This window comes from Ruegeria sp. CE6, from assembly GCF_056537485.1.
Map to the genome: position 1 here is coordinate 932795 of NZ_JBQFRR010000002.1, position 18916 is coordinate 951710.

Annotated in this window: 19 protein-coding genes; 7 read left to right on the forward strand and 12 right to left on the reverse strand. The window is 57.5% G+C overall.

Annotation, left to right across the window (positions count from 1 at the left end):
- The first annotated feature begins 16 nt into the window (after nucleotides 1-16).
- The gene (locus tag ACR0DK_RS13090; protein ID WP_170393396.1) at nucleotides 17-1900 is read left to right on the forward strand and encodes a monovalent cation:proton antiporter-2 (CPA2) family protein; all 1884 of its coding nucleotides are present in this window, start codon (nucleotides 17-19) and stop codon (nucleotides 1898-1900) included.
- On the opposite strand, the gene cobT is transcribed toward ACR0DK_RS13090, so the two are convergent.
- A complete protein-coding gene (gene cobT, locus ACR0DK_RS13095) occupies nucleotides 1897-2907 on the reverse strand; it encodes a nicotinate-nucleotide--dimethylbenzimidazole phosphoribosyltransferase (protein ID WP_480736495.1) in 1011 nt (336 codons plus the stop codon). The genes ACR0DK_RS13090 and cobT overlap by 4 nt on opposite strands.
- Nucleotides 2908-2986: 79 nt before the next feature.
- On the opposite strand from cobT, the gene cobS reads away from it, so the two are divergent.
- Nucleotides 2987-3751, forward strand: coding sequence for an adenosylcobinamide-GDP ribazoletransferase (gene cobS, locus ACR0DK_RS13100; RefSeq protein WP_480561699.1), 765 nt, complete (start codon nucleotides 2987-2989; stop codon nucleotides 3749-3751).
- Here cobS and ACR0DK_RS13105 read toward each other — a convergent pair.
- The 6 genes from ACR0DK_RS13105 to ACR0DK_RS13130 form a co-directional block, all read right to left on the reverse strand.
- Nucleotides 3748-4509, reverse strand: coding sequence for an ion channel (locus ACR0DK_RS13105; protein ID WP_480736632.1), 762 nt, complete (start codon nucleotides 4507-4509; stop codon nucleotides 3748-3750). The two genes, cobS and ACR0DK_RS13105, sit on opposite strands and share 4 nt — an antisense overlap.
- 124 nt (nucleotides 4510-4633) lie before the next feature.
- Nucleotides 4634-5143, reverse strand: a complete 510-nt coding sequence (locus tag ACR0DK_RS13110; RefSeq protein ID WP_010439402.1) for a CarD family transcriptional regulator — start codon at nucleotides 5141-5143, stop codon at nucleotides 4634-4636.
- A 284-nt stretch (nucleotides 5144-5427) separates the two neighbouring features.
- On the reverse strand, nucleotides 5428-5766 hold the full coding sequence (gene fdxA, locus ACR0DK_RS13115) for a ferredoxin FdxA (RefSeq protein WP_010439399.1): 339 nt from the start codon (nucleotides 5764-5766) through the stop codon (nucleotides 5428-5430).
- 65 nt (nucleotides 5767-5831) lie between these two features.
- Nucleotides 5832-6197 carry an RNA-binding S4 domain-containing protein gene (locus ACR0DK_RS13120; RefSeq protein WP_170393403.1) on the reverse strand — a complete coding sequence of 122 codons (366 nt, stop codon included), beginning with the start codon at nucleotides 6195-6197 and terminating at the stop codon, nucleotides 5832-5834.
- Between the two features lie 6 nt (nucleotides 6198-6203).
- Nucleotides 6204-9020 (reverse strand): helicase-related protein, encoded by a 2817-nt coding sequence (locus ACR0DK_RS13125; RefSeq protein ID WP_480736499.1) that lies wholly within the window; start codon nucleotides 9018-9020, stop codon nucleotides 6204-6206.
- Between the two features lie 23 nt (nucleotides 9021-9043).
- On the reverse strand, nucleotides 9044-9652 hold the full coding sequence (locus ACR0DK_RS13130) for a tetratricopeptide repeat protein (protein WP_170405089.1): 609 nt from the start codon (nucleotides 9650-9652) through the stop codon (nucleotides 9044-9046).
- Nucleotides 9653-9682: 30 nt separating this feature from the next.
- Between ACR0DK_RS13130 and ACR0DK_RS13135 the strand changes: the two genes are divergently transcribed.
- From ACR0DK_RS13135 to ACR0DK_RS13145, 3 genes are all read left to right on the forward strand, one after another.
- Nucleotides 9683-9973 carry an SCP2 sterol-binding domain-containing protein gene (locus tag ACR0DK_RS13135; RefSeq protein ID WP_170393409.1) on the forward strand — a complete coding sequence of 97 codons (291 nt, stop codon included), beginning with the start codon at nucleotides 9683-9685 and terminating at the stop codon, nucleotides 9971-9973.
- A complete protein-coding gene (locus ACR0DK_RS13140; protein ID WP_480736501.1) occupies nucleotides 9973-10944 on the forward strand; it encodes an alpha/beta fold hydrolase in 972 nt (323 codons plus the stop codon). The genes ACR0DK_RS13135 and ACR0DK_RS13140 overlap by 1 nt, the downstream gene beginning before the upstream one ends.
- A gap of 79 nt (nucleotides 10945-11023) precedes the next feature.
- Nucleotides 11024-12844 (forward strand): M3 family oligoendopeptidase, encoded by a 1821-nt coding sequence (locus ACR0DK_RS13145; RefSeq protein ID WP_480736503.1) that lies wholly within the window; start codon nucleotides 11024-11026, stop codon nucleotides 12842-12844.
- A 27-nt stretch (nucleotides 12845-12871) separates the two neighbouring features.
- Here the strand turns inward: ACR0DK_RS13145 and ACR0DK_RS13150 are convergent, their stop codons facing one another.
- From ACR0DK_RS13150 to ACR0DK_RS13160, 3 genes are read right to left on the reverse strand one after another with little or no spacing between them, the layout of a single operon-like run.
- Nucleotides 12872-13765 carry a DMT family transporter gene (locus tag ACR0DK_RS13150; protein ID WP_170393415.1) on the reverse strand — a complete coding sequence of 298 codons (894 nt, stop codon included), beginning with the start codon at nucleotides 13763-13765 and terminating at the stop codon, nucleotides 12872-12874.
- Between the two features lie 15 nt (nucleotides 13766-13780).
- Nucleotides 13781-14050 (reverse strand): DksA/TraR family C4-type zinc finger protein, encoded by a 270-nt coding sequence (locus tag ACR0DK_RS13155; protein WP_170393417.1) that lies wholly within the window; start codon nucleotides 14048-14050, stop codon nucleotides 13781-13783.
- Nucleotides 14051-14106: 56 nt separating this feature from the next.
- The gene (locus ACR0DK_RS13160; protein ID WP_170510509.1) at nucleotides 14107-15081 is read right to left on the reverse strand and encodes a Gfo/Idh/MocA family protein; all 975 of its coding nucleotides are present in this window, start codon (nucleotides 15079-15081) and stop codon (nucleotides 14107-14109) included.
- Between the two features lie 339 nt (nucleotides 15082-15420).
- Between ACR0DK_RS13160 and ACR0DK_RS13165 the strand changes: the two genes are divergently transcribed.
- Nucleotides 15421-16488 (forward strand): fasciclin domain-containing protein, encoded by a 1068-nt coding sequence (locus ACR0DK_RS13165; protein WP_170393421.1) that lies wholly within the window; start codon nucleotides 15421-15423, stop codon nucleotides 16486-16488.
- A gap of 47 nt (nucleotides 16489-16535) precedes the next feature.
- Here the strand turns inward: ACR0DK_RS13165 and rpoH are convergent, their stop codons facing one another.
- Nucleotides 16536-17432, reverse strand: a complete 897-nt coding sequence (gene rpoH / locus ACR0DK_RS13170; protein WP_170393423.1) for an RNA polymerase sigma factor RpoH — start codon at nucleotides 17430-17432, stop codon at nucleotides 16536-16538.
- Between the two features lie 147 nt (nucleotides 17433-17579).
- Nucleotides 17580-18614 carry an RluA family pseudouridine synthase gene (locus ACR0DK_RS13175; protein ID WP_480736506.1) on the reverse strand — a complete coding sequence of 345 codons (1035 nt, stop codon included), beginning with the start codon at nucleotides 18612-18614 and terminating at the stop codon, nucleotides 17580-17582.
- Here ACR0DK_RS13175 and ACR0DK_RS13180 point away from each other — a divergent pair.
- Complete coding sequence (locus ACR0DK_RS13180; protein ID WP_170563212.1) at nucleotides 18613-18915, forward strand: DUF6476 family protein; 303 nt, start codon at nucleotides 18613-18615, stop codon at nucleotides 18913-18915. The genes ACR0DK_RS13175 and ACR0DK_RS13180 overlap by 2 nt on opposite strands.
- The last annotated feature ends 1 nt before the right edge of the window (nucleotide 18916 follow it).

An 18916-nucleotide genomic window follows, 5' to 3' on the forward strand; every position in this document is an offset into this window, starting at 1 on the left:
ATTTAAGAGGACAATAATGAACGAGTTCCTTTATCAGGCATCGATCTATCTGGCAGCTGCGGTGATCGCGGTGCCGCTTTCCGCCCGTTTGGGTCTGGGATCGGTGCTGGGTTATCTGGCCGCAGGCATCGCGATTGGTCCCATTTTGGGCCTTGTCGGGGCCGAGACGGAAAGCCTGCAGCATGTGGCCGAATTCGGCGTCGTGATGATGCTGTTCCTGATCGGGCTCGAGCTTGAGCCCCGTGCCTTGTGGGATATGCGGGACAAATTGTTAGGCTTGGGCGGGCTGCAGGTCGGCCTGTCGACCGCAGCAATCGCAGCTGTGGCGTTTTATGCTGGTCATCAATGGTCGGTGGCGCTGGCGGTTGGATTAACCTTGTCACTTTCTTCCACGGCAATCGTGCTGCAGACCCTGTCCGAAAAGGGCCTGATGCAAACCAACGGAGGTCGAGCAACCTTCTCGGTCCTGCTGACGCAGGACATTGCCGTAATCCCGATCCTAGCTTTTCTGCCGCTGCTTGCCCTGCCCGCAAGTATCCATATCGAAGATGACGGCTCCATCAGCCGTGGCGTAGGCATAGCCAAAGACGCGGACTATCACGCCAAACTCTCGCTGGTCGAAGGACTGCCCGGCTGGGCCGTTACGCTTGTCACCATTGGCGCCGTCGCGTTTGTCGTATTGGCCGGCATCTACCTGACCCGCCCACTGTTCCGTTTCATCCACGCCACCCACCTGCGCGAGATGTATACGGCACTGGCGCTAATGATCGTGGTCGGCATCTCGTTCCTGATGACCCTTGTGGGCCTGTCGCCCGCTCTTGGCGCGTTTCTCGCCGGAGTGGTTCTGGCCAGTTCGGAGTTCCGACACGAAATGGAAAGCGACCTTGAGCCGTTCAAGGGGCTGTTGCTGGGCCTGTTCTTCATCACCGTGGGCGCTGGGATCGATATCGGGTATTTCTTCGCCGACCCGTTTGACCTGATCGGTTTGGCCTTGCTGGTCATACTGGCCAAGGGGATCATCCTGTTCATCGTCGGGCGCGCCTTCAAGCTGCGCGGGCGCGATCACTGGCTGTTCACGCTGGGTTTGGCCCAGGCCGGCGAATTCGGCTTTGTCTTGTTGGCGTTTTCTACGCAGCAGAACGTGATTCCACCGGGTTTGTCGCAAAAACTGTTGATGATCATTGCGCTGACCATGTTGATCACACCGCTTCTGTTTATCGTCTACGACGTACTTTCGCGCTTTCTCGGCGAGAGCAATCCGCAGGTTGAACCCGATCAGATCGACGAAAAAGGCCCTGTCATCATCGCCGGGATCGGTCGCTTTGGGCAGATCGTCAACCGGCTGGTACAGGCAAGCGGGTTTAAAACAGTTGTTCTGGACCACGATATCGAAACGATCCAGCTGATGCGACGGTTCGGTGTCAAAGGCTTCCTTGGCGACCCCACTCGCCCCGAATTGCTGCGCGCTGCTGGAATCGAAAAGGCAGCGGTCCTTGTCGCGGCCATGGATGACTACAAACAGGTCACACGTCTCGTCGGATATGCCCGCCGCCAGCGGCCCGATCTGCACATCATCGCCCGCGCCCGCGACCGCAACCACGTCTATGAACTCTATCAGGCCGGGGCCAACGACATTGTCCGCGAGATGTTCGACGGATCGCTACGCGCGGGCCGCTATGTTTTGGAGAATATCGGCCTCAGTGAATACGAGGCCGCACAGGCCGAACAGACCTTCTATCACCACGACCGGGGATCGGTGCGCGAGCTTGCAGAACTGTGGATCCCCGGCATGCCGACAGCCGAAAACAAGAAATACATCGAGCGTGCGCGGCAACTGGAAAAAGATCTGGAAACCGCGCTGCTGGAACTGGCCGAGGAACACGCCAAGAAGTCGGCTTAACCGGCCGACACACCCGCTTCAGCGAATGTCGCCATGCCGGAATGGCAAGCAACCGCGCTTTTCAGAATATTGATCGCCAACGCTCCGCCCGAGCCTTCGCCCAGGCGCAGGCCGAGGGTCAGCAATGGCTCCTTGCCGAGCTTGCCCAGCATCGCGGCATGCGCGCCCTCGGCGCTTTGGTGGCCCGCGATGGTGTGATCCAGCGCTGTTTCCGAAATCTGCGCCAGACAGGCTGCAGCTGCGGTGCAGATGAATCCATCCAGAATGACCGGTATCCGCAATACGCGCGCGGCGGCTGTCGCACCAGCCATAGCCGCAATCTCGCGTCCGCCAAGGCACCTTAGAATATGAAGTCCATCGCCCTGACCATGCAGAGCGACGCCTTCCGCAACAACCCTGGTTTTGTTCGCCAGACCTGCATCATCCACACCGGTCCCGCGGCCAGTCCAGTCGGCAGCATCCCCGCCAAATAGCGCGCAAGCGATGGCGGCAGCCGGCGTGGTATTTCCGATCCCCATCTCTCCAACAACCAGCAGATCGGCCTGCGGATCAACCGCCTGCCATCCTGTGCGCAGTGCGCTTAGAAATTCCTCTTCGCTCATCGCGGGGGCATGGGTAAAATCTGCGGTCGGACGGTCCAGCTCCAGCGCGTGCACGTCCATCTTAGCGCCCGCAGCCTTTGCCAACTGGTTGATCGCCGCGCCGCTATGTTCGAAATTCATGACCATCTGCACCGTCACTTCGGGCGGGAACGCCGAAACGCCTTGCGCCGTGACACCATGGTTGCCCGCAAACACGATGACCTGTGGCGCGTTGATCTGAGGCCGCGCATCCCCGCGCCAACCTGCATACCAGATCGCTAGATCCTCAAGCCGCCCCAACGCGCCGGGCGGTTTGGTTAGTTGACCGTTGCGCTCTTCCGCGCCCTGCTTGGCAGCGGTGTCCGGACCGGGTGCGCCGGTCAGCGCATTGCGGAAACTGTTCAGGTCATTGAGTTCGGGCAGCATGGAAAGCCTCGTTGCATCAGAGTGGTTGTGTGTGTTTAACCAATGCTGGCAAAGCAACAAGACCCGGAAAGGCCTGGGAGTGACCAAAAACGACACCGCCCCGTTTTCCCTGTGGGATATCCCGCTGGCTCTGGTCCTTTTGACGCGCCTGCCCCTGCCACCCCTGCCCGATCAAGCGTTCACCCGCCAGTCGCGTGCGGCTTGGGCCCATCCCCTTGCCGGGCTTGTTGTGGGGGCGCTGGCTTGCGGCGTCGCCTGGATTGCAATCTGGGCGCAGCTGCCAACCCTTGCCACCGCCGCCCTGCTGGTCGCCACGTTGATCATCGCAACCGGAGCGATGCACGAAGACGGGCTAGCCGATACGGCCGACGGGCTTTGGGGCGGCTTCACAACCGAACGTCGACTGGAGATCATGAAGGACAGCCATATCGGCACTTACGGCGTACTGGCCCTGTTGCTGGGCCAACTGCTTCGAATTGCTGCTGTCATGGCACTGATCGGTGCGGGTCTGTTGACGGGCATATTGGCCGCCTGCCTGTTCTCACGCGCCGTGATGCCCGTGCTGATGCGCGCGCTACCCAACGCTCGCAAATCGGGGCTGAGCCATTCGGTTGGTGCGCCCCCCTTGTCTGCGGTGCTGGCCGGTATCGTACTGGCTATCGTCCTGTCGCTATTGCTGCTGGGTGGATCAGCCATCACGCCGATGCTCTGCGCCCTGCTTGCAGCGGCTTTTGTCGCTCGCATCGCCAAGACCAAGATCGGTGGCCAAACCGGTGATATTCTGGGGGCCACGCAGCAGACCTCGGAAATCACCTTCCTCCTGGCGCTGACAGCCTCAATCTAAGACGCCCCACCGGTTTCAATGCGCAGCGTCGCGCCACAGTGTTTGCAATGCACAGCATCCGGATCGTGCCGGTACAGGCCGCAGCTTGGGCATTTGTAGCGCACTTTCTGCGGCATGAAGATTGCCTGCGCCAGACGAACAAACAACGCCACGCCAACAACCATGATGAAAACGGAAAACAGCTTTCCCGCTGGTGTGCCCAGCGTGATATCTCCGAACCCCGTTGTCGTCAGGGTCGCCATAGTGAAATAAAGCGCGTCGATATAGGGGGTCTGCGCATCTTCGGGGACGAAAAAGACCAGTACTGCAGTCGAGGTTGCAAAAACAAAGACCATCAGATTGATCGCCGCAATCACCGCGTCCTCGTGGGTTCGAAAGAAAGGACTATCTCGGCGCAAATCCCGCAGCAGATGATAGGAATGGATCAGCCGCAACGCGCGCAATATCCGAAGGAACGCGAGATTGCCGGTCAGGAACGGGTCAAGCAGCAGCGACACGATCACAACGATGTCTGCCATCGTGTAAATCTGGCGCAGCAGTTTCCAGCGGTCTTTGGAAATCCACATCCGCGCGGAGAAATCCATTAGGATGATCAGCCCGACACCCAAACTTGCCGCCGTCAGCCCAGGCCCGTGCGGGATATTCGCCGTGGAGACAAAAAAGATGATCGAGGCGATATCGAACAGGATCAGCCCATAGCGAAACCAGACCGAGATCGGCTCGTGGCTGATGTAGAGAAACTTGACAGTTTGCTTCATCATGTCCCCGTATCTTCCTGCAGTTACAGAAAAATACCCGACACACACCACAAGACCAAGCGCCTAGTCACGAAAAAGGGCCGCCCCGTATATCGGGACGACCCTTAAATTGGCTTGAACGCGATCAGGCTGCGCGTGAGGTCAGAACCTCATCGACCTGTTTGGCAGCCGAAATCTCATCGGCGCCAGAAACTGCGGCCACTTCGCGTGTCAGACGTTCCAGCGCGGCTTCGTACAGCTGACGCTCGGAATAACTCTGCTCGCGCTGGTCGTCGGTGCGGTGCAGGTCGCGGACCACTTCGGCGATCGAGATCAAGTCGCCCGAGTTGATCTTTTGCTCGTATTCCTGCGCCCGACGCGACCACATAGCGCGTTTGACCTTGGCCTTGCCTTTAAGCGTCTTCATTGCCTGGCTGATAACATCCGGCGAGCTAAGCGACCGCAGACCGGATTCGGTGACCTTGTTGGTTGGTACCCGCAGGGTCATCTTGTCTTTTTCAAAAGAAATCACGAACAGCTCAAGCGAGAAGCCTGCAACTTCCTGCTCTTCGATTGACACGATCTGACCTACGCCATGAGCCGGGTAGACGACATAATCGTTCGGGCGGAACTCAAGCTTTTTCGATTTCGACATTCATATTCATCCTTCATTACTGATCGGGATATGAGACGACAAAAGCACCACAGCCGAGGCCCTGCATGGCCCCGTCAGGCGGCTTATTTGTCATAAATTCAGAACTCCAAAGCGAGCATACTTACGGAGCACATCCCAATCACAGTCATCATTCGGTCCTAAGTATATCACAAATTTGCGACACTCAAAAGACCGCGCCAAGGTAAATGGGAAATTCCCTTTCTACCTCAACTAATTAATGCACAGATTGATGCCAAATGAACGGTAACCGGCTGCCGAATCGGTCAACCGCCCTCGCCTGGGGCTTCCGAGAAATATTTCTCCATCTTGCCTTCTTCGCCGTCGCGTTCCTCGGCCTCGGGTAAGGGGTCTTTTTTGGTCACGATCACCGGCCACATTTCCGAGTATTTCCGGTTGAACTCGACCCACTGCTCCATCCCCGGCTCGGTATCGGGGCGGATGGCGTCGGCGGGGCATTCGGGTTCGCAGACACCGCAGTCAATGCATTCGTCGGGGTGAATGACCAATGTGTTTTCACCTTCGTAGAAACAATCCACCGGACAAACCTCGACACAGTCGGTGTATTTGCAGCCAATGCAGTTTTCGGTGACAACGTAGGTCATGTTGGATTTCCCGTTTGCGCTTTGGCGACTAGCTAATCCAGTCTGACCGCCGCTTCAAGGTCAGATCACCCCTTTGGGATGCGAGAAAGATCAAGCGCGCGTCTTTCTTTCTTGGTTGGACGACCTTTTCCCTCAAACGCAGGATTCTTGGGCGATACGTCCTGCTTTTCGGTCATATCAAAGTACAAAGCTTGCGCCTCGGGGGCTGGGCCGCGACGCACGCCAAGCGCTTCGATACGTACAACCCGAACAATACGCCCCTGCGGAAAGGTCAGGACATCTCCGGGTGCCACGGCTTGCGCCGGTTTCAGCACCCGATTTCCGTTCAGACGCACATGGCCGCCGCTGACCTGTTTGGCGGCCAGGCTACGGGTCTTGAAGAACCGCGCCTGCCACAACCATTTGTCGATCCGCAGCTTGGCCTCGGCCATCGCGGATCAGTTGCCGTCCTTCAGACCCATCAACGCTGCCGCAAATGGGTTATCGGGATCGATTGCCTTTTCCTTTTTGGGTGGCCGTGACGAGAAGGTCTTGGCGCCCTGAGGCTTGCCCCCCTTCTTGCCATGCGGCTTGCCCTGAGGTTTACCACGCGGCTTGCCCTTGCCCTGCCCCTGCTCGCGACGCGGACCACGGTTTTGCTGACGTTGGCGCCCCCAAGTGAAGGTGTAGAACACCTCAATTTCGGGCTCATCCAATTTGGACTCTGCTGATTTCTCAGTGGCCGTAGCCTCTGCTGCCGCCTCGGTGCTTTCGGAGGCTTCGGCTGACGCCTCGGCGGTTATACCGACGTCATCCGATTCGGCATTTGCGGTCGGTGTCTCATCGATGACGGGTTGTTCCTCGGCTTCCGCCACAGGCTGCTCCGTGGGGGCCGGTTTGGCCTTCTCACGTTCGCCGCGTTCTGCCTTGTAACCCAGTCCCTGCATCAGGTCTGCAAACTGTTCCAAGGTCATGCCGGTAATTGACAACATGTCGGGTTTGGCTTCGAACCCACCGCGGCTATCCTCGGACCGCAGCATGTCGGCCAGCCGTTCCAGCATATCGATCCGGATTGAGCGTTCGCCCGCATCGCGGTAGCCGCACATGGTGTCATAGCCCTGCGGCGCATCCTTGGCGACCGGAACGGTAACCAGACCCGGAGGTGGTGCTTCGGGGAACTCCTGCAAGCCGCCGGACAATGCCCATAGTACCAGACGCAGGCGCGTTGGCGCGGGTTTCAGCAGCAGCGGCATGAAGATGGTGAATTGACCGAACCGGATGCCATGTTTGCGCAGCGCACCACGGGCGTCCTGATCCAGATCCTTGACCTCTTGCGCAACCTGCACACGGGGCAGCACGCCCAACGACTCGACCATACGGAAGGCAAAGCCCTTCGCCAGGCCCGTCAATTCTTCATCCCGCGACAGGTTCAGCAGCGGCTCGAACAGGGCTGCCACTTTGCGGTCGATGAAATGCTGCAGGCGGCGCTGAACCTTCTGTTCCACGTCCGGCCCGGCGGCCTCATCGACAAAAACCTCGACCACAGGCTTGAGAGGCTCGGCACCGGCAACAAGTTTGCCCACGGCATACTCGCCCCACATCAGGCCACCCTGATCGGTGAAATCAATTTCGGTATCGGGCGCATTGTAGAAGCGATCGGCACGCAGATGGAATTGCGGCGCGAGTGCTTGCAGAGAGGCTGACTTCAAGGCTTTCGCTTCAGTCCCCTGCGCGCTTTTGTCCGGGGTAAACCGGAACCCTTCCAGACGACCGACGAATTCACCTTCGACGGTCACTTCACCCTTGTCATTTACTTCGGCCAAAAGGGCCTCCTTCTGTTTGAGCCGGCGCAGCAACACTGACGTGCGCCGGTCCACAAATCGCTGAGTCAAACGGTCGTGAAGAGCGTCCGACAGCCTGTCTTCTACAGTGCGCGTTTCCTCGCGCCAATGGGATTCGTCACGCACCCAACCGTTTCGTTGCGCAACATATGTCCAAGTGCGAATATATGCCAACCTTTTGGACAATGCATCAATGTCGCCATGGGTTTGGTCGATACGGCGGATTTGCCGCGCCATGAAATCATCGGGGATACTTCCGCGCTCATGCAGATGGCCATGGATCACCTCAAGCAGGCTGGCATGTTCGGCATGGCTGATGCCGCGAAAATCGGGGATTCTGCACACATCCCATAGCAAACGGATCGACGGTCCATCGCTGGCACGAGCAACGACTTCGGTGACTTGGGACAGAGATTTCAGGACGTTCAGATCGTCAGCTGGCCGCGCTTTGATCAGGTGCTCATTGTCTGGGCTGATCTCAAGCGAGTCGATTAGTGCGTCGATTGAGCCGAACCGCAAAGCGGCATTCCGCCAATTCAACTTTTTCATAGGCGTGAACCGGCTGTCCATAATGGCTTGGGCTACGCCCTCATCCAGCGGCGGAGCCTCGCCCGTCACACCAAACGTGCCATCCGACATTCCGCGCCCGGCCCGTCCTGCGATCTGGGCCAACTCGTTGGGGGCCAGAGGCCGCATTCGGCGGCCATCAAACTTGGTCAGAGATGAGAACGCCACATGGTTCACATCCAGGTTCAACCCCATTCCGATGGCATCCGTAGCCACCAGATAATCAACCTCACCGTTTTGATAGAGGTCAACCTGCGCATTCCGCGTGCGAGGACTGAGCGCCCCCATGACGACCGCCGCCCCGCCCTTTTGGCGACGAAGCAGCTCGGCGATGGCATAGACATTGTCGACCGAGAATCCGACGATCGCACTGCGTGCAGGCATTCGGCTGATCTTTTTCGAACCAGAATAGACCAGCTGAGACATCCGTTCACGCCGGATGAACTGCGCTTCTGGCACAAGGGCCGCGATGGGGCCGCGCATGGTGTCAGAGCCGAGGAATAGCGTTTCATTGGTGCCGCGCGACCGCAACAGGCGGTCAGTAAAGACATGGCCGCGTTCGGGGTCCACGCAAAGCTGAATTTCGTCAATCGCCACAAAATCAGTGCCCATGCCTTCTGGCATCGCCTCAACTGTACAGACCCAGAATTGGGTGCGCGGCGGTACGATCCGTTCCTCGCCTGTCACCAGCGCCACCACAGACGGACCGCGAATAGCGACAATCTTGTCATAGACTTCGCGCGCGAGCAGCCGCAGCGGCAGACCGATGACACCGGTCCGGTACCCCAGCATACGTTCAATCGCGTAGTGAGTTTTACCTGTGTTCGTCGGGCCAAGTACGGCCACGATTCGGGATGACCCGCTCACCTTTGCCCCCTGCGCCCTAAGACTTACAGCGCCTTGCCTTCAACCTGAGGCTTCAGCCGATTCACGGCATTGGTTACTTCTTCATGATGGGGATGTATAGCCAGCGCACGTGAATAGGCCTCAAGTGCTTGTTCTGGCTTGCCCACGATCTCAAAGATGAGGCCAAGGCCGTAGATAGCGTCGTAGTTGTTCGGATTCAGGGTCAATGCCTGTTCAAGATCCGCCGCAGCCATGCCAAACCTGTCAATGCCGAAGAAAACCGAAGCGCGCACATGCCAACCCTCGGCAAATTCGGGTGCGTGATCGGTAAGCGCCGTCAAATGATCAAGCGCGGCCTCGACATCCCCATCATCCAGCGCTTCGCGTCCGCGTTCCAACAGCAAATCCGCCGAAGCCGAACCTGATTGTGACCACAGCGCCTGCAATTGCCGATCCAATCCGATGGCCTGTTCGGGCGTCGATTGCGCCAGTTGCTGCAACAGTGATGCCTCGTCCCGCGAATCCGCCTGCTGCGCGATGCAACTGGTGGAAAACGTGACTATGACGGCAAGTGCCGCGACGGTACGTTTGAGATTGGTGATTGCAATACCCATAACAATGGTCAGTGTAGCGTAGCGACCGGGGATGTCCATTCACGGCGCATGAACAATATGAGGAAGACCATGAGCGATATTCTGGAAAAAGCCGCGGCGGCATTGAATGAGAAACTGTCGGGCGGCGATTTCGATGCGTCAGCCAAATTTGCCATTGCCGATCTGGGTTCTATCATTCTGGATGCAAGCGGTGCGCGGGTAAGCGACGAAGATGCTGATGTGACCCTCAGCGCCGATGCGGACACCTTTGAACAGATTCTCAGCGGTGACCTGAACCCAACCGGTGCGTTTATGTCCGGCAAGCTGAGCGTTGACGGAGACATGGGTATTGCCATGAAACTCGCCTCGGTGCTGGCCTGATGGAGTTTTCGCCGGCCCCCTTATTCGAAGACGTGGCCGGCGGCCCTGCCGATGGTGCGGCGCATTGGCTGATCACCGAAGATGGCAAACGTATCCGCGTGGCACATTGGCTGCCCGGAGGCGATACGCACGGCACGGTGATGCTGTTCCCCGGTCGCACGGAATACATCGAAAAATATGGTGATACCGCCAAGGAATTTGTGAACCGGGGCTTTGCAAGCTTCGCGGTCGATTGGCGCGGGCAAGGGCTTGCAGATCGCCTGCTGGATGATCCGCGGATCGGTCATATCGAACAATTCACCGATTACCAGCACGACGTTCGCTCAATACTGAAACTGGCCGAAAAACTGGAGTTGCCCAAGCCTTGGTACGTCATAGGCCATTCCATGGGCGGGGCTATCGGGCTTCGCGCCGTTCTGGAGGGGGCTGATTTTGCGGCCTGCGCCTTTACGGGCCCGATGTGGGGGATTTTCTTTACACCAATCATGAAGCCTCTCAGCCAGCTAACTGCCTATTGGGGGCCACGCTTGGGCTTGGGCGAGAAAACACCGCCCACCACCACGCTAGAGAGCTATGTGGCCTCACAGCCCTTCGAAGGAAACGTGCTGACACGCGATCCGGCGATGTACCGAATGATGCAGGATCAGTTGGCCGCACACCCTGAACTTGCTTTGGGTGCACCGTCCACCATCTGGCTGCGCGAGGCGCTGGATGAATGCACCTGGCTGATGGAACAGACCGCGCCCGAGATCCCTGCCCTGACCTTCTTGGGCAGCCACGAACAGATCGTAGACCGCAAGGCCATTCGGACACGTATGGCCAACTGGCCTAGCGGTACTCTGGTCGAGATTCCCAACGGCGAACACGAAGTTCTGATGGAGGCACCCGAGGTGCGCGGGCCGGTCTTTGATCAACTTGCTGCACATTTCGCGGCAGCCGCGGCGAAACCAAAACCCGAGCCCTGTCATTAAGGCCCAAGCCGACAGCTTGCTTGTGATCCGGACGTGCCGCGCCTAAATGTTTGCCAACGCAGTTTATTCGAGGTGTTCCATGCGCGACCTTCCCTTTCCCGTCCGTGATGCAAATGCAGGCGGCGGTGCCGATGATCTGGGCAATTTGCCGGAATGGGATCTGACGGACCTCTATGCCTCGGAAGATGCACCCGAACTGGCCCGCGATCTGGACTGGTTGGAGGGCGAATGTGCGTCCTTTGCCACTGATTATGAGGGTAAGCTGGCCGAATTGGACGCAGCTGGCCTACTGACCTGCGTGCTGCGCAACGAAAAGATCAACGCCATCGCCGGGCGGATCATGTCCTTTGCCGGATTGCGCTATTACCAACTGACCACCGACGCGGATCGCGCCAAGTTCCTGTCTGACATGCAGGAGAAGATCACCGTCTTCACCACGCCTCTGGTGTTCTTCACGCTGGAACTGAATCGCATCGACGATGACGCGCTGGCTGCTCATTTTGCCGCCAATGCCGATCTGGCGCGATACGAGCCCGTGTTCCGTCGCATTCGCGCGATGAAACCCTATCAACTGTCTGATGAGTTGGAAAAATTCCTGCACGACCTCGGCGTTGTCGGCGACGCGTGGGAACGCCTATTCGACGAAACAATCGCGGGCCTGACCTTCACCGTCGATGGTGAAGAGCTGAACATCGAAGGTACGCTGAACCTGCTGACCGAGCAGGATCGCGCCAAGCGTGAAGCCGCAGCGCGCGAACTCGCCAACGTTTTCCAAAGCAACATCAAAACCTTCGCGCGCGTTCATAACACGCAGGCCAAAGAAAAAGAGATCGTTGATCGCTGGCGCAAAATGCCATCTGCCCAGACCGGTCGTCACCTGTCGAACGATGTCGAGCCCGAAGTGGTCGAAGCCCTGCGCGAGGCCGTTGTGGCCGCCTACCCCAAGCTGAGCCATCGTTACTACGAACTGAAACGCAAATGGCTTGGTCTGGACGTGATGCAAGTGTGGGACCGTAATGCTCCGTTGCCGATGGAGGACACTCGCATCGTCGATTGGTCCGAGGCCGAGAAGACGGTGATGGACGCCTATAACGCGTTTGATCCTCGGATGGGTGAGATCGCAGCTCCCTTCTTCTCGAAGGGTTGGATTGATGCGGCCGTGAAGCCCGGCAAAGCCCCCGGCGCCTTTGCGCATCCCACCGTGACCGAAGTTCATCCCTACGTGATGCTCAACTATCTGGGCAAACCGCGCGATGTGATGACCTTGGCGCATGAATTGGGCCACGGGGTGCATCAGGTATTGGCCGCCGATCAGGGTGAGATGCTTTCATCGACCCCGCTGACTTTAGCCGAAACTGCTTCGGTCTTTGGTGAAATGCTCACTTTCCGCAAAATGCTGGATCAGGCCGAGACAGCGGAGCAGCGCAAGGTGCTTCTGGCCGGGAAGGTCGAGGACATGATCAACACAGTCGTCCGCCAGATCGCCTTCTACGACTTCGAATGCAAACTACACGCCGCCCGTCGTGAGGGCGAGCTGACACCAGACGACATCAACGCCCTTTGGATGAGCGTTCAGGCTGAAAGCCTTGGCCCCGCATTCGAATTCATGGACGGGTACGAGACCTTCTGGGCCTATATCCCGCACTTCGTCCACTCGCCGTTCTACGTCTATGCCTATGCCTTCGGTGATGGCCTCGTGAACGCGCTCTATTCGGTCTACGAAAGCGGTGCAGACGGGTTCGAGGACAAGTATTTCGAAATGCTGCGTGCCGGTGGCTCCAAGCACCATAAAGAGCTTCTGGCCCCGTTCGGACTGGACGCCAGCGACCCTGAGTTCTGGGACAAAGGCCTGTCGATGATCTCGGGATTTATTGACGAACTGGAAGCGATGGAAAGCTAAAGTTGAAAGGCAGCCTGTATGGCTGCCTCATTTCTCTTTGGCTGATTTCATCGTCGTCACGAAAATGGCCGTGACAATCAATACCGCGCCAACAATCGAAAGCGGTGTGATCGTTGCGCCCAGAAACAGTGCCGAGTTGACAAAGGTAAACACAACCGAGGCGGCGAATAGCAACGTTGCCGTCAATGTCGACACGCGGGCGGCGGCCTCGTACCAAAGATAATATGCAAGCGCGGTGGGTAAAACGCCCAGAAGGATCAAGAAGATCACGTCGTTTGCGGTCGGCATCTGAATAGAAAAAGCCGCCAGTGGCACCAGCAAAACGCCCGAACACAAAAAGATGCCAAACAGGAAGTTCAACCTTTCGGCAGTGGTCTCCGATGACTGCATCGCGCGGCTGCTGGAAATCAGGAACACCGCCCAGCTAAGTCCCGCCCCGATTTCCATCAGATCGCCCAGCAGGGGTTCTCCCCCGCCTTGAAAATCCCGATAGACGGTTAGAAACACACCGAGGATCGCCAGCAGGGTTGCCAATACATCAGTCCGGCCAACGGTGGTATCCGCGAAGAAATACAGGAATATCAACACAAAGAACGGCGCGGTATTCTCAAGCACCATCGCATTCGCGGCACCTGTATGCTCCAGGCCAATATGGAACAAAATATAGTTCACCACCGTCGACAACACCGCCAGTCGGAAGTTCCAATCCCTGTACTGGATTGAAACCCGTGCGCCCATCACCCGCAACATGCAGTAAATCGCAAAAGCAGCAATGAACAGGCGCGACACGGCAATCTGTAACCCGCCGAGATCACTAGTCAAATATCGCACGATAACGCTGTGCGTGCCCCATAGAAACGCGGCTAGGAACCCAAGAACCAACCCGTTTTGCAGTACTGATCTCTGCGGCTGATCCTTCACCGGGTGCTCCTCGCGTTATTTCAACTGACTGTCTTTCGAACCCCGCCGATTGATCCCGCCGCGAGATTTGAAGCTGCTGTCACGCTCTTGCTGGCAATCCAGGCACAGCTTTACGCCGGGCAGAGCAAGGCGGCGTTTTTCGGGGATCGGTTCTTCGCATTCAGCACAATGTGTCAGGCTTTCGCCCACAGGTCGCTTTTGCGCCTGCATCCGCGCCAGTTCATCTGAAATCGACGCTTCGATCTGTTCACTCACCGCGCCATCGCGCGCCCAGCCGCCCGCCATTTAGCCCTCCTGATCCGGTCGGGACAGGATACGCGAGACACCACAGGGGTGGCAAGCTAGAGCGAAACGGCGGCGTCAAAGACCTGATCGATAACCTCTTGTGTGCCCCTCACGAATTCCAATGAACAGGGATATTCAACCCCTTCGCGAACCGATCGGCAGAACGCTTCGACCTGCAATTGATAGTGGTTGTCCGCAGGAAACCGGGGCACCAGAACTTCAAGGCCCGGTCGGTGCAGTTCAACTCGCGCCTCGCCGAACACACGGGCATTGAACGGAGCGGTTAGACGGATCATGCCACCTTCTCCGTGAAACACCATTTCCTGATGTGGATGCATGCGTGTAGAGACGTAGGCGGAATAGGTAAATTCGGGAAACTGCGCGCGTATCTCGGTGAAGACATCCACGTCATTTTCCCACCGGATCGCACCGCTGACCGAGACCGGCTCTTGCCCAGTCGCAAACCGAGCGCTGCCGATAACATACACCCCGATGTCACGCAGCCCGCCCCCACCGGTTTCCGCACGGTTGCGGATGTTGCCCGTGTCCGCCCGGTTGTCATAGCTGAACGCCCCGGTGACATGGACCAGCCGGCCGATCGCTCCGTCCGCGATCAGTTTACGGGTCAGATGCCACTGAGGGTGATGCACGATCATATATGCTTCGGCAGCCAGCAAACCCGTCTGGTCCCTCTTTGCGATCAGCGCGTCAAACTCATCGGCCCGCATGGTCATCGGCTTTTCGCACAGCACATGCTTGCCCGCATCCAGCGCCTTCAGGCTCCATTCGACATGAAGATGGTTTGGCAGCGGGATGTACACCGCCTCAATCTCAGGATCGGCTAGCAATGCCTCATAGCTGTTGTAGACATTCAGATCAGGGCAATATCTGGCAAAGGGCTCGGCCTTGGCCGGATCCGAGGTCGCCAACCCCGCCAGCCGCGCGCCCTCTGCCGCATGGATGGCGGGCGCCATGTGTTGTCGTGCGAATCTGGCTGCACCCAGAACACCCCAATTGACCGGTTTATGCATGCGCGCCCCCTAAAAATTGATGTAACCCGCCCACGGCGAGCTCAATGTAATTCAGTTCCTGATCTGTCTATCAACCACCTGCCAATAAGTCAGTCCCTTCTCTATCTATTTGAAAATCATACGCCTCGGTAAATTTTTTGATGAGATTAAAAAACCCCGATAACCTTATACTTTATATCGATAATCTAAAATCGATCGGCGTCAAACCTGCCCTCGCAAATCAGTTTTGTTGATCCAGTCTGATACTGCCGCCGTAGCTCAAACATCGACTGAATCATGCTCGGATGGTGCTCTGGCAACATCCGGAGCAACGGCAAACAGGGTGGGAGGCTTACTGAAATGCCAGCAACACATACGATTACAGGAACAGTGCTAAAAAGCGGTGATCCCGGAACGTTTGACAGCGACAATCAGGATTTCGACATTCTCCGCGAAGCGGTGATTGCAGCCGGGCTGGCGGAAACGCTGGACAATCCTGAGGCAGAACTGACCGTCTTTGCCCCAAATGACGCTGCCTTTATTACTCTGGCACAAACACTTGGGTATCAAGGGGATGACGAGGCCGGGGCTTTGGGCCACATCATCAAGGCGCTCACCCTGCTTGGCGGCGGAGACCCTATCCCTTTGCTAACCAACATTTTGAAGTATCACGTGGTCGATGGTGAGTTCGACAGCACCACAGTGGTCGGTTTAGGCGACGGGGCTGAAATCCAAACTCTGCTTGGGTCGTCAGTCGAACTGAACCTTGAAAGCGATCCCCCCAGTCTGGGCGATGCCGATCCGGGCATCGACGATCCCGGCTTGATCGCGTTCGACGTGGATGCGTCAAACGGTATCATTCACGTACTTGACGGCGTACTTCTACCCGTCTCGGTGTCGGGCATTCTGGGCAAAAAGAACACGGACTTTATCCTGGGTGACAGCAGCGATGAATTCATCTTTACCGGACGCGGCAAAGACTTTGTTCACGGTGATGGTGGCAATGACGTGATCAACACCGGCTCGGGCAATGATGTGGCGCTTGGCGGTGCCGGGAACGACATAATCTTCGGGGGGCGCGGAAAGGATATTCTGCGTGGCGATGAAGGCCATGACAAAATCTTCGGAGGCCGAGGGAAAGACATCATCGACGGCGGCGAAGGCAATGACAAACTCTTTGGTGGGCGCGGTAAGGACACGTTTGTGTTCGATGAAGGCGACGGTCACGACTGGATTGTCGATTTCCGCGTCGGCAAGGACAAGATCGACCTGTCCGAATACGATGGCATTACCAGCTTTGAGGACATCGAAGACGATATCGACGGTAAGTTCTTCGGGACCAAGATCGAATTGGACGACGGAGACAGCATCTATCTGTCAGGCGTCTGGGCAAGCCACCTGTCCGAGTCCGATTTCATTTTCGCATAACAAAAAAAATCAGCCCGCTCATATGGCGGGCTGATATCAGTTTGGGGTTAGTTTGAACCCAGCATACCTTTTTCGCGCGCAAGCTCACGCATCTTCTTTTGCAGCTTCTCAAACGCGCGCACTTCGATCTGACGAATACGTTCACGGCTGACATTGTACTGCGTGCTGAGCTCTTCCAGCGTAACAGCCTGGTCCATCAGACGGCGCTGAGTCAGGATGTCTTTCTCGCGATCGTTCAGAACATCCAGCGCAGCAGCGAGCAATTCGCGCCGGGCTTCCAATTCATCGCGCGCCTCGTAGTCACCAGCCTGATCGGCATCTTCATCTTCCAGCCAATCCTGCCACTGCATGGTGCCTTCGCCTTCGGACCCCACGGTCGCGTTCAGCGACGCATCGCCACCGGACATCCGACGGTTCATGCTGATCACTTCTTCCTCGGTCACTCCGAGGTCTTCTGCAATCTTGGCCACGTTTTCAGGACGCAAATCACCCTCTTCCAGCGCGCCAATGCGTGCCTTTGCTTTACGCAGGTTGAAGAACAGCTTTTTCTGCGCCGATGTTGTACCCAGTTTCACCATCGACCACGACCGAAGGACGTATTCCTGGATCGAAGCGCGGATCCACCACATGGCATAGGTCGCCAGCCGGAAGCCTTTTTCGGGGTCAAATTTCTTGACCGCCTGCATCAAGCCCACATTGGCTTCGGAAATCACCTCTGCCTGCGGCAGGCCATAACCGCGATATCCCATGGCGATCTTGGCCGCCAAGCGCAGATGAGACGTGACCATTTTATGCGCGGCCTCGGTATCCTGTTCCTCGACCCAGCGCTTGGCCAGCATATATTCTTCCTCCGGCTCCAGCAGAGGAAACTTGCGAATCTCCTGCATATAGCGGTTCAGCCCACCCTCGGGTGTCGGCGCTGGAAGATTTGAGTAATTTGCCATTTATTTCTGCCCCTTGGACAAATGTTTAAGCCCTTAACATGGGATATGGGTACCAGACCCGATACATTCAAGAGGATCTGTTAACAGTCTGAGATTAACCCTATGTAAAGGAAAGCTGAAAAGGCCTTTTTCACAAGCCTTTGCAGTTTATTTCAGTGGTTTTCTGAGATTTTCCAGCAGGTCCGCCATATCCTGCGGCAGCGGTGCTTCAAAACGTAATGCCTGGCCCGAAACCGGGTGTTCGAAGCCTAACACTGCTGCGTGCAGAGCTTGGCGGGGGAAAGCCTGCACCGCCTCGGCGCCCTCAGGCGTGAATGCCCGCGCGGCCAGTTTGCGCTTTCCGCCGTAAACCGGGTCTCCGACAAGCCCGTGGCCGGCATGGGCCATATGGACACGGATTTGATGCGTTCGGCCCGTCTCAAGCCAGCATTCGATCAGAGAGAGGCTGCCCGGCGTTCCAAAAACCTCGACAATCCGTGCGCGCGTTACCGCATGGCGCCCACCGTGAAACAGCACAGCCTGCTTTTGTCGATCGGTCTTGTGCCGTGCCAGCTGTGTCGTCAGACGCATGATGTTGCCCGGCTCAAAGCTAACACCCTTGATCCCATGCAACCGAGGGTCATTGGCATCCGGCACACCATAGCAGATCGCGCGATAGTAGCGCTCGACGCTATGCGCCTCGAACTGGGCAGCCAGCCCGTGATGCGCCGCATCCGATTTCGCCACAACCAGCAACCCGCTGGTTTCCTTGTCGATCCGGTGCACGATGCCCGGGCGCTTGACGCCCCCAACACCCGAGAGATCATCCCCGCAATGATGCAGCAGCGCATTGACTAGCGTACCGTTCGGCGAGCCCGGCGCCGGATGCACGACCATCCCTGCTGGTTTGTTGATCACGATCAGATCGTCGTCCTCATAGACGACTTCAAGTGGGATATCCTCAGCGCCGATATGACTATCTTCGGCTTCGGCCACGGTGATCCCAATCTGCGCGCCTTCGGTTATCTTAGCTTTGGGGTCTTCTACGGCGACGCCATCAACGGTGACGGCACCCTCATTGATCAGTCGGGCCAGCCGGGTGCGCGACAGGTTCTCTTCCGCTGGCACATCCCGCGCAAGCGCCTTATCAAGGCGGGGCGGCGGAGCGGCCGCGATATGAAACTCTATCAGGCGGGTGCCCATGACTGTCCCTTCCGAACCTCAGGAACCGCAGGAAACACCGCAGCTTCGACTGCTGCGGCGTATGGTCATGCTGTTGACCGCGGTAATGATTGGCGGGGTTCTAGTGACATTCGCCCTGATTGTCATCCGCCTATCGGACCGCACTCCGAAGCTGCCCGACCAGATCGAACTTCCGGACGGCGCAAAAGCGCAAGCGTTGACCATCGGCAACAACTGGTATGCGGTCGTGACCGAGGACAATCGGATTCTGATCTTCGACAAGACAACCGGAAAACTACGGCAAGAGGTCGCGCTGGATTAGC

Excerpts from the sequence above, each read along its gene's own strand:
- ACR0DK_RS13175 (WP_480736506.1), bottom strand. The coding sequence starts at position 18,614 with ATGGGCACCCGCCTGATAGAGTTTCATATCGCGGCCGCTCCGCCGCCC.
- ACR0DK_RS13090 (WP_170393396.1), top strand. The coding sequence starts at position 17 with ATGAACGAGTTCCTTTATCAGGCATCGATCTATCTGGCAGCTGCGGTG.
- ACR0DK_RS13180 (WP_170563212.1), top strand. The coding sequence starts at position 18,613 with ATGACTGTCCCTTCCGAACCTCAGGAACCGCAGGAAACACCGCAGCTT.
- ACR0DK_RS13135 (WP_170393409.1), top strand. The coding sequence starts at position 9,683 with ATGAGCGATATTCTGGAAAAAGCCGCGGCGGCATTGAATGAGAAACTG.
- ACR0DK_RS13140 (WP_480736501.1), top strand. The coding sequence starts at position 9,973 with ATGGAGTTTTCGCCGGCCCCCTTATTCGAAGACGTGGCCGGCGGCCCT.
- ACR0DK_RS13105 (WP_480736632.1), bottom strand. The coding sequence starts at position 4,509 with ATGAAGCAAACTGTCAAGTTTCTCTACATCAGCCACGAGCCGATCTCG.
- ACR0DK_RS13110 (WP_010439402.1), bottom strand. The coding sequence starts at position 5,143 with ATGTCGAAATCGAAAAAGCTTGAGTTCCGCCCGAACGATTATGTCGTC.
- ACR0DK_RS13160 (WP_170510509.1), bottom strand. The coding sequence starts at position 15,081 with ATGCATAAACCGGTCAATTGGGGTGTTCTGGGTGCAGCCAGATTCGCA.
- ACR0DK_RS13120 (WP_170393403.1), bottom strand. The coding sequence starts at position 6,197 with ATGGCCGAGGCCAAGCTGCGGATCGACAAATGGTTGTGGCAGGCGCGG.
- ACR0DK_RS13130 (WP_170405089.1), bottom strand. The coding sequence starts at position 9,652 with ATGGACATCCCCGGTCGCTACGCTACACTGACCATTGTTATGGGTATT.
- fdxA (WP_010439399.1), bottom strand. The coding sequence starts at position 5,766 with ATGACCTACGTTGTCACCGAAAACTGCATTGGCTGCAAATACACCGAC.
- ACR0DK_RS13155 (WP_170393417.1), bottom strand. The coding sequence starts at position 14,050 with ATGGCGGGCGGCTGGGCGCGCGATGGCGCGGTGAGTGAACAGATCGAA.
- rpoH (WP_170393423.1), bottom strand. The coding sequence starts at position 17,432 with ATGGCAAATTACTCAAATCTTCCAGCGCCGACACCCGAGGGTGGGCTG.
- cobT (WP_480736495.1), bottom strand. The coding sequence starts at position 2,907 with ATGCTGCCCGAACTCAATGACCTGAACAGTTTCCGCAATGCGCTGACC.
- ACR0DK_RS13165 (WP_170393421.1), top strand. The coding sequence starts at position 15,421 with ATGCCAGCAACACATACGATTACAGGAACAGTGCTAAAAAGCGGTGAT.
- ACR0DK_RS13145 (WP_480736503.1), top strand. The coding sequence starts at position 11,024 with ATGCGCGACCTTCCCTTTCCCGTCCGTGATGCAAATGCAGGCGGCGGT.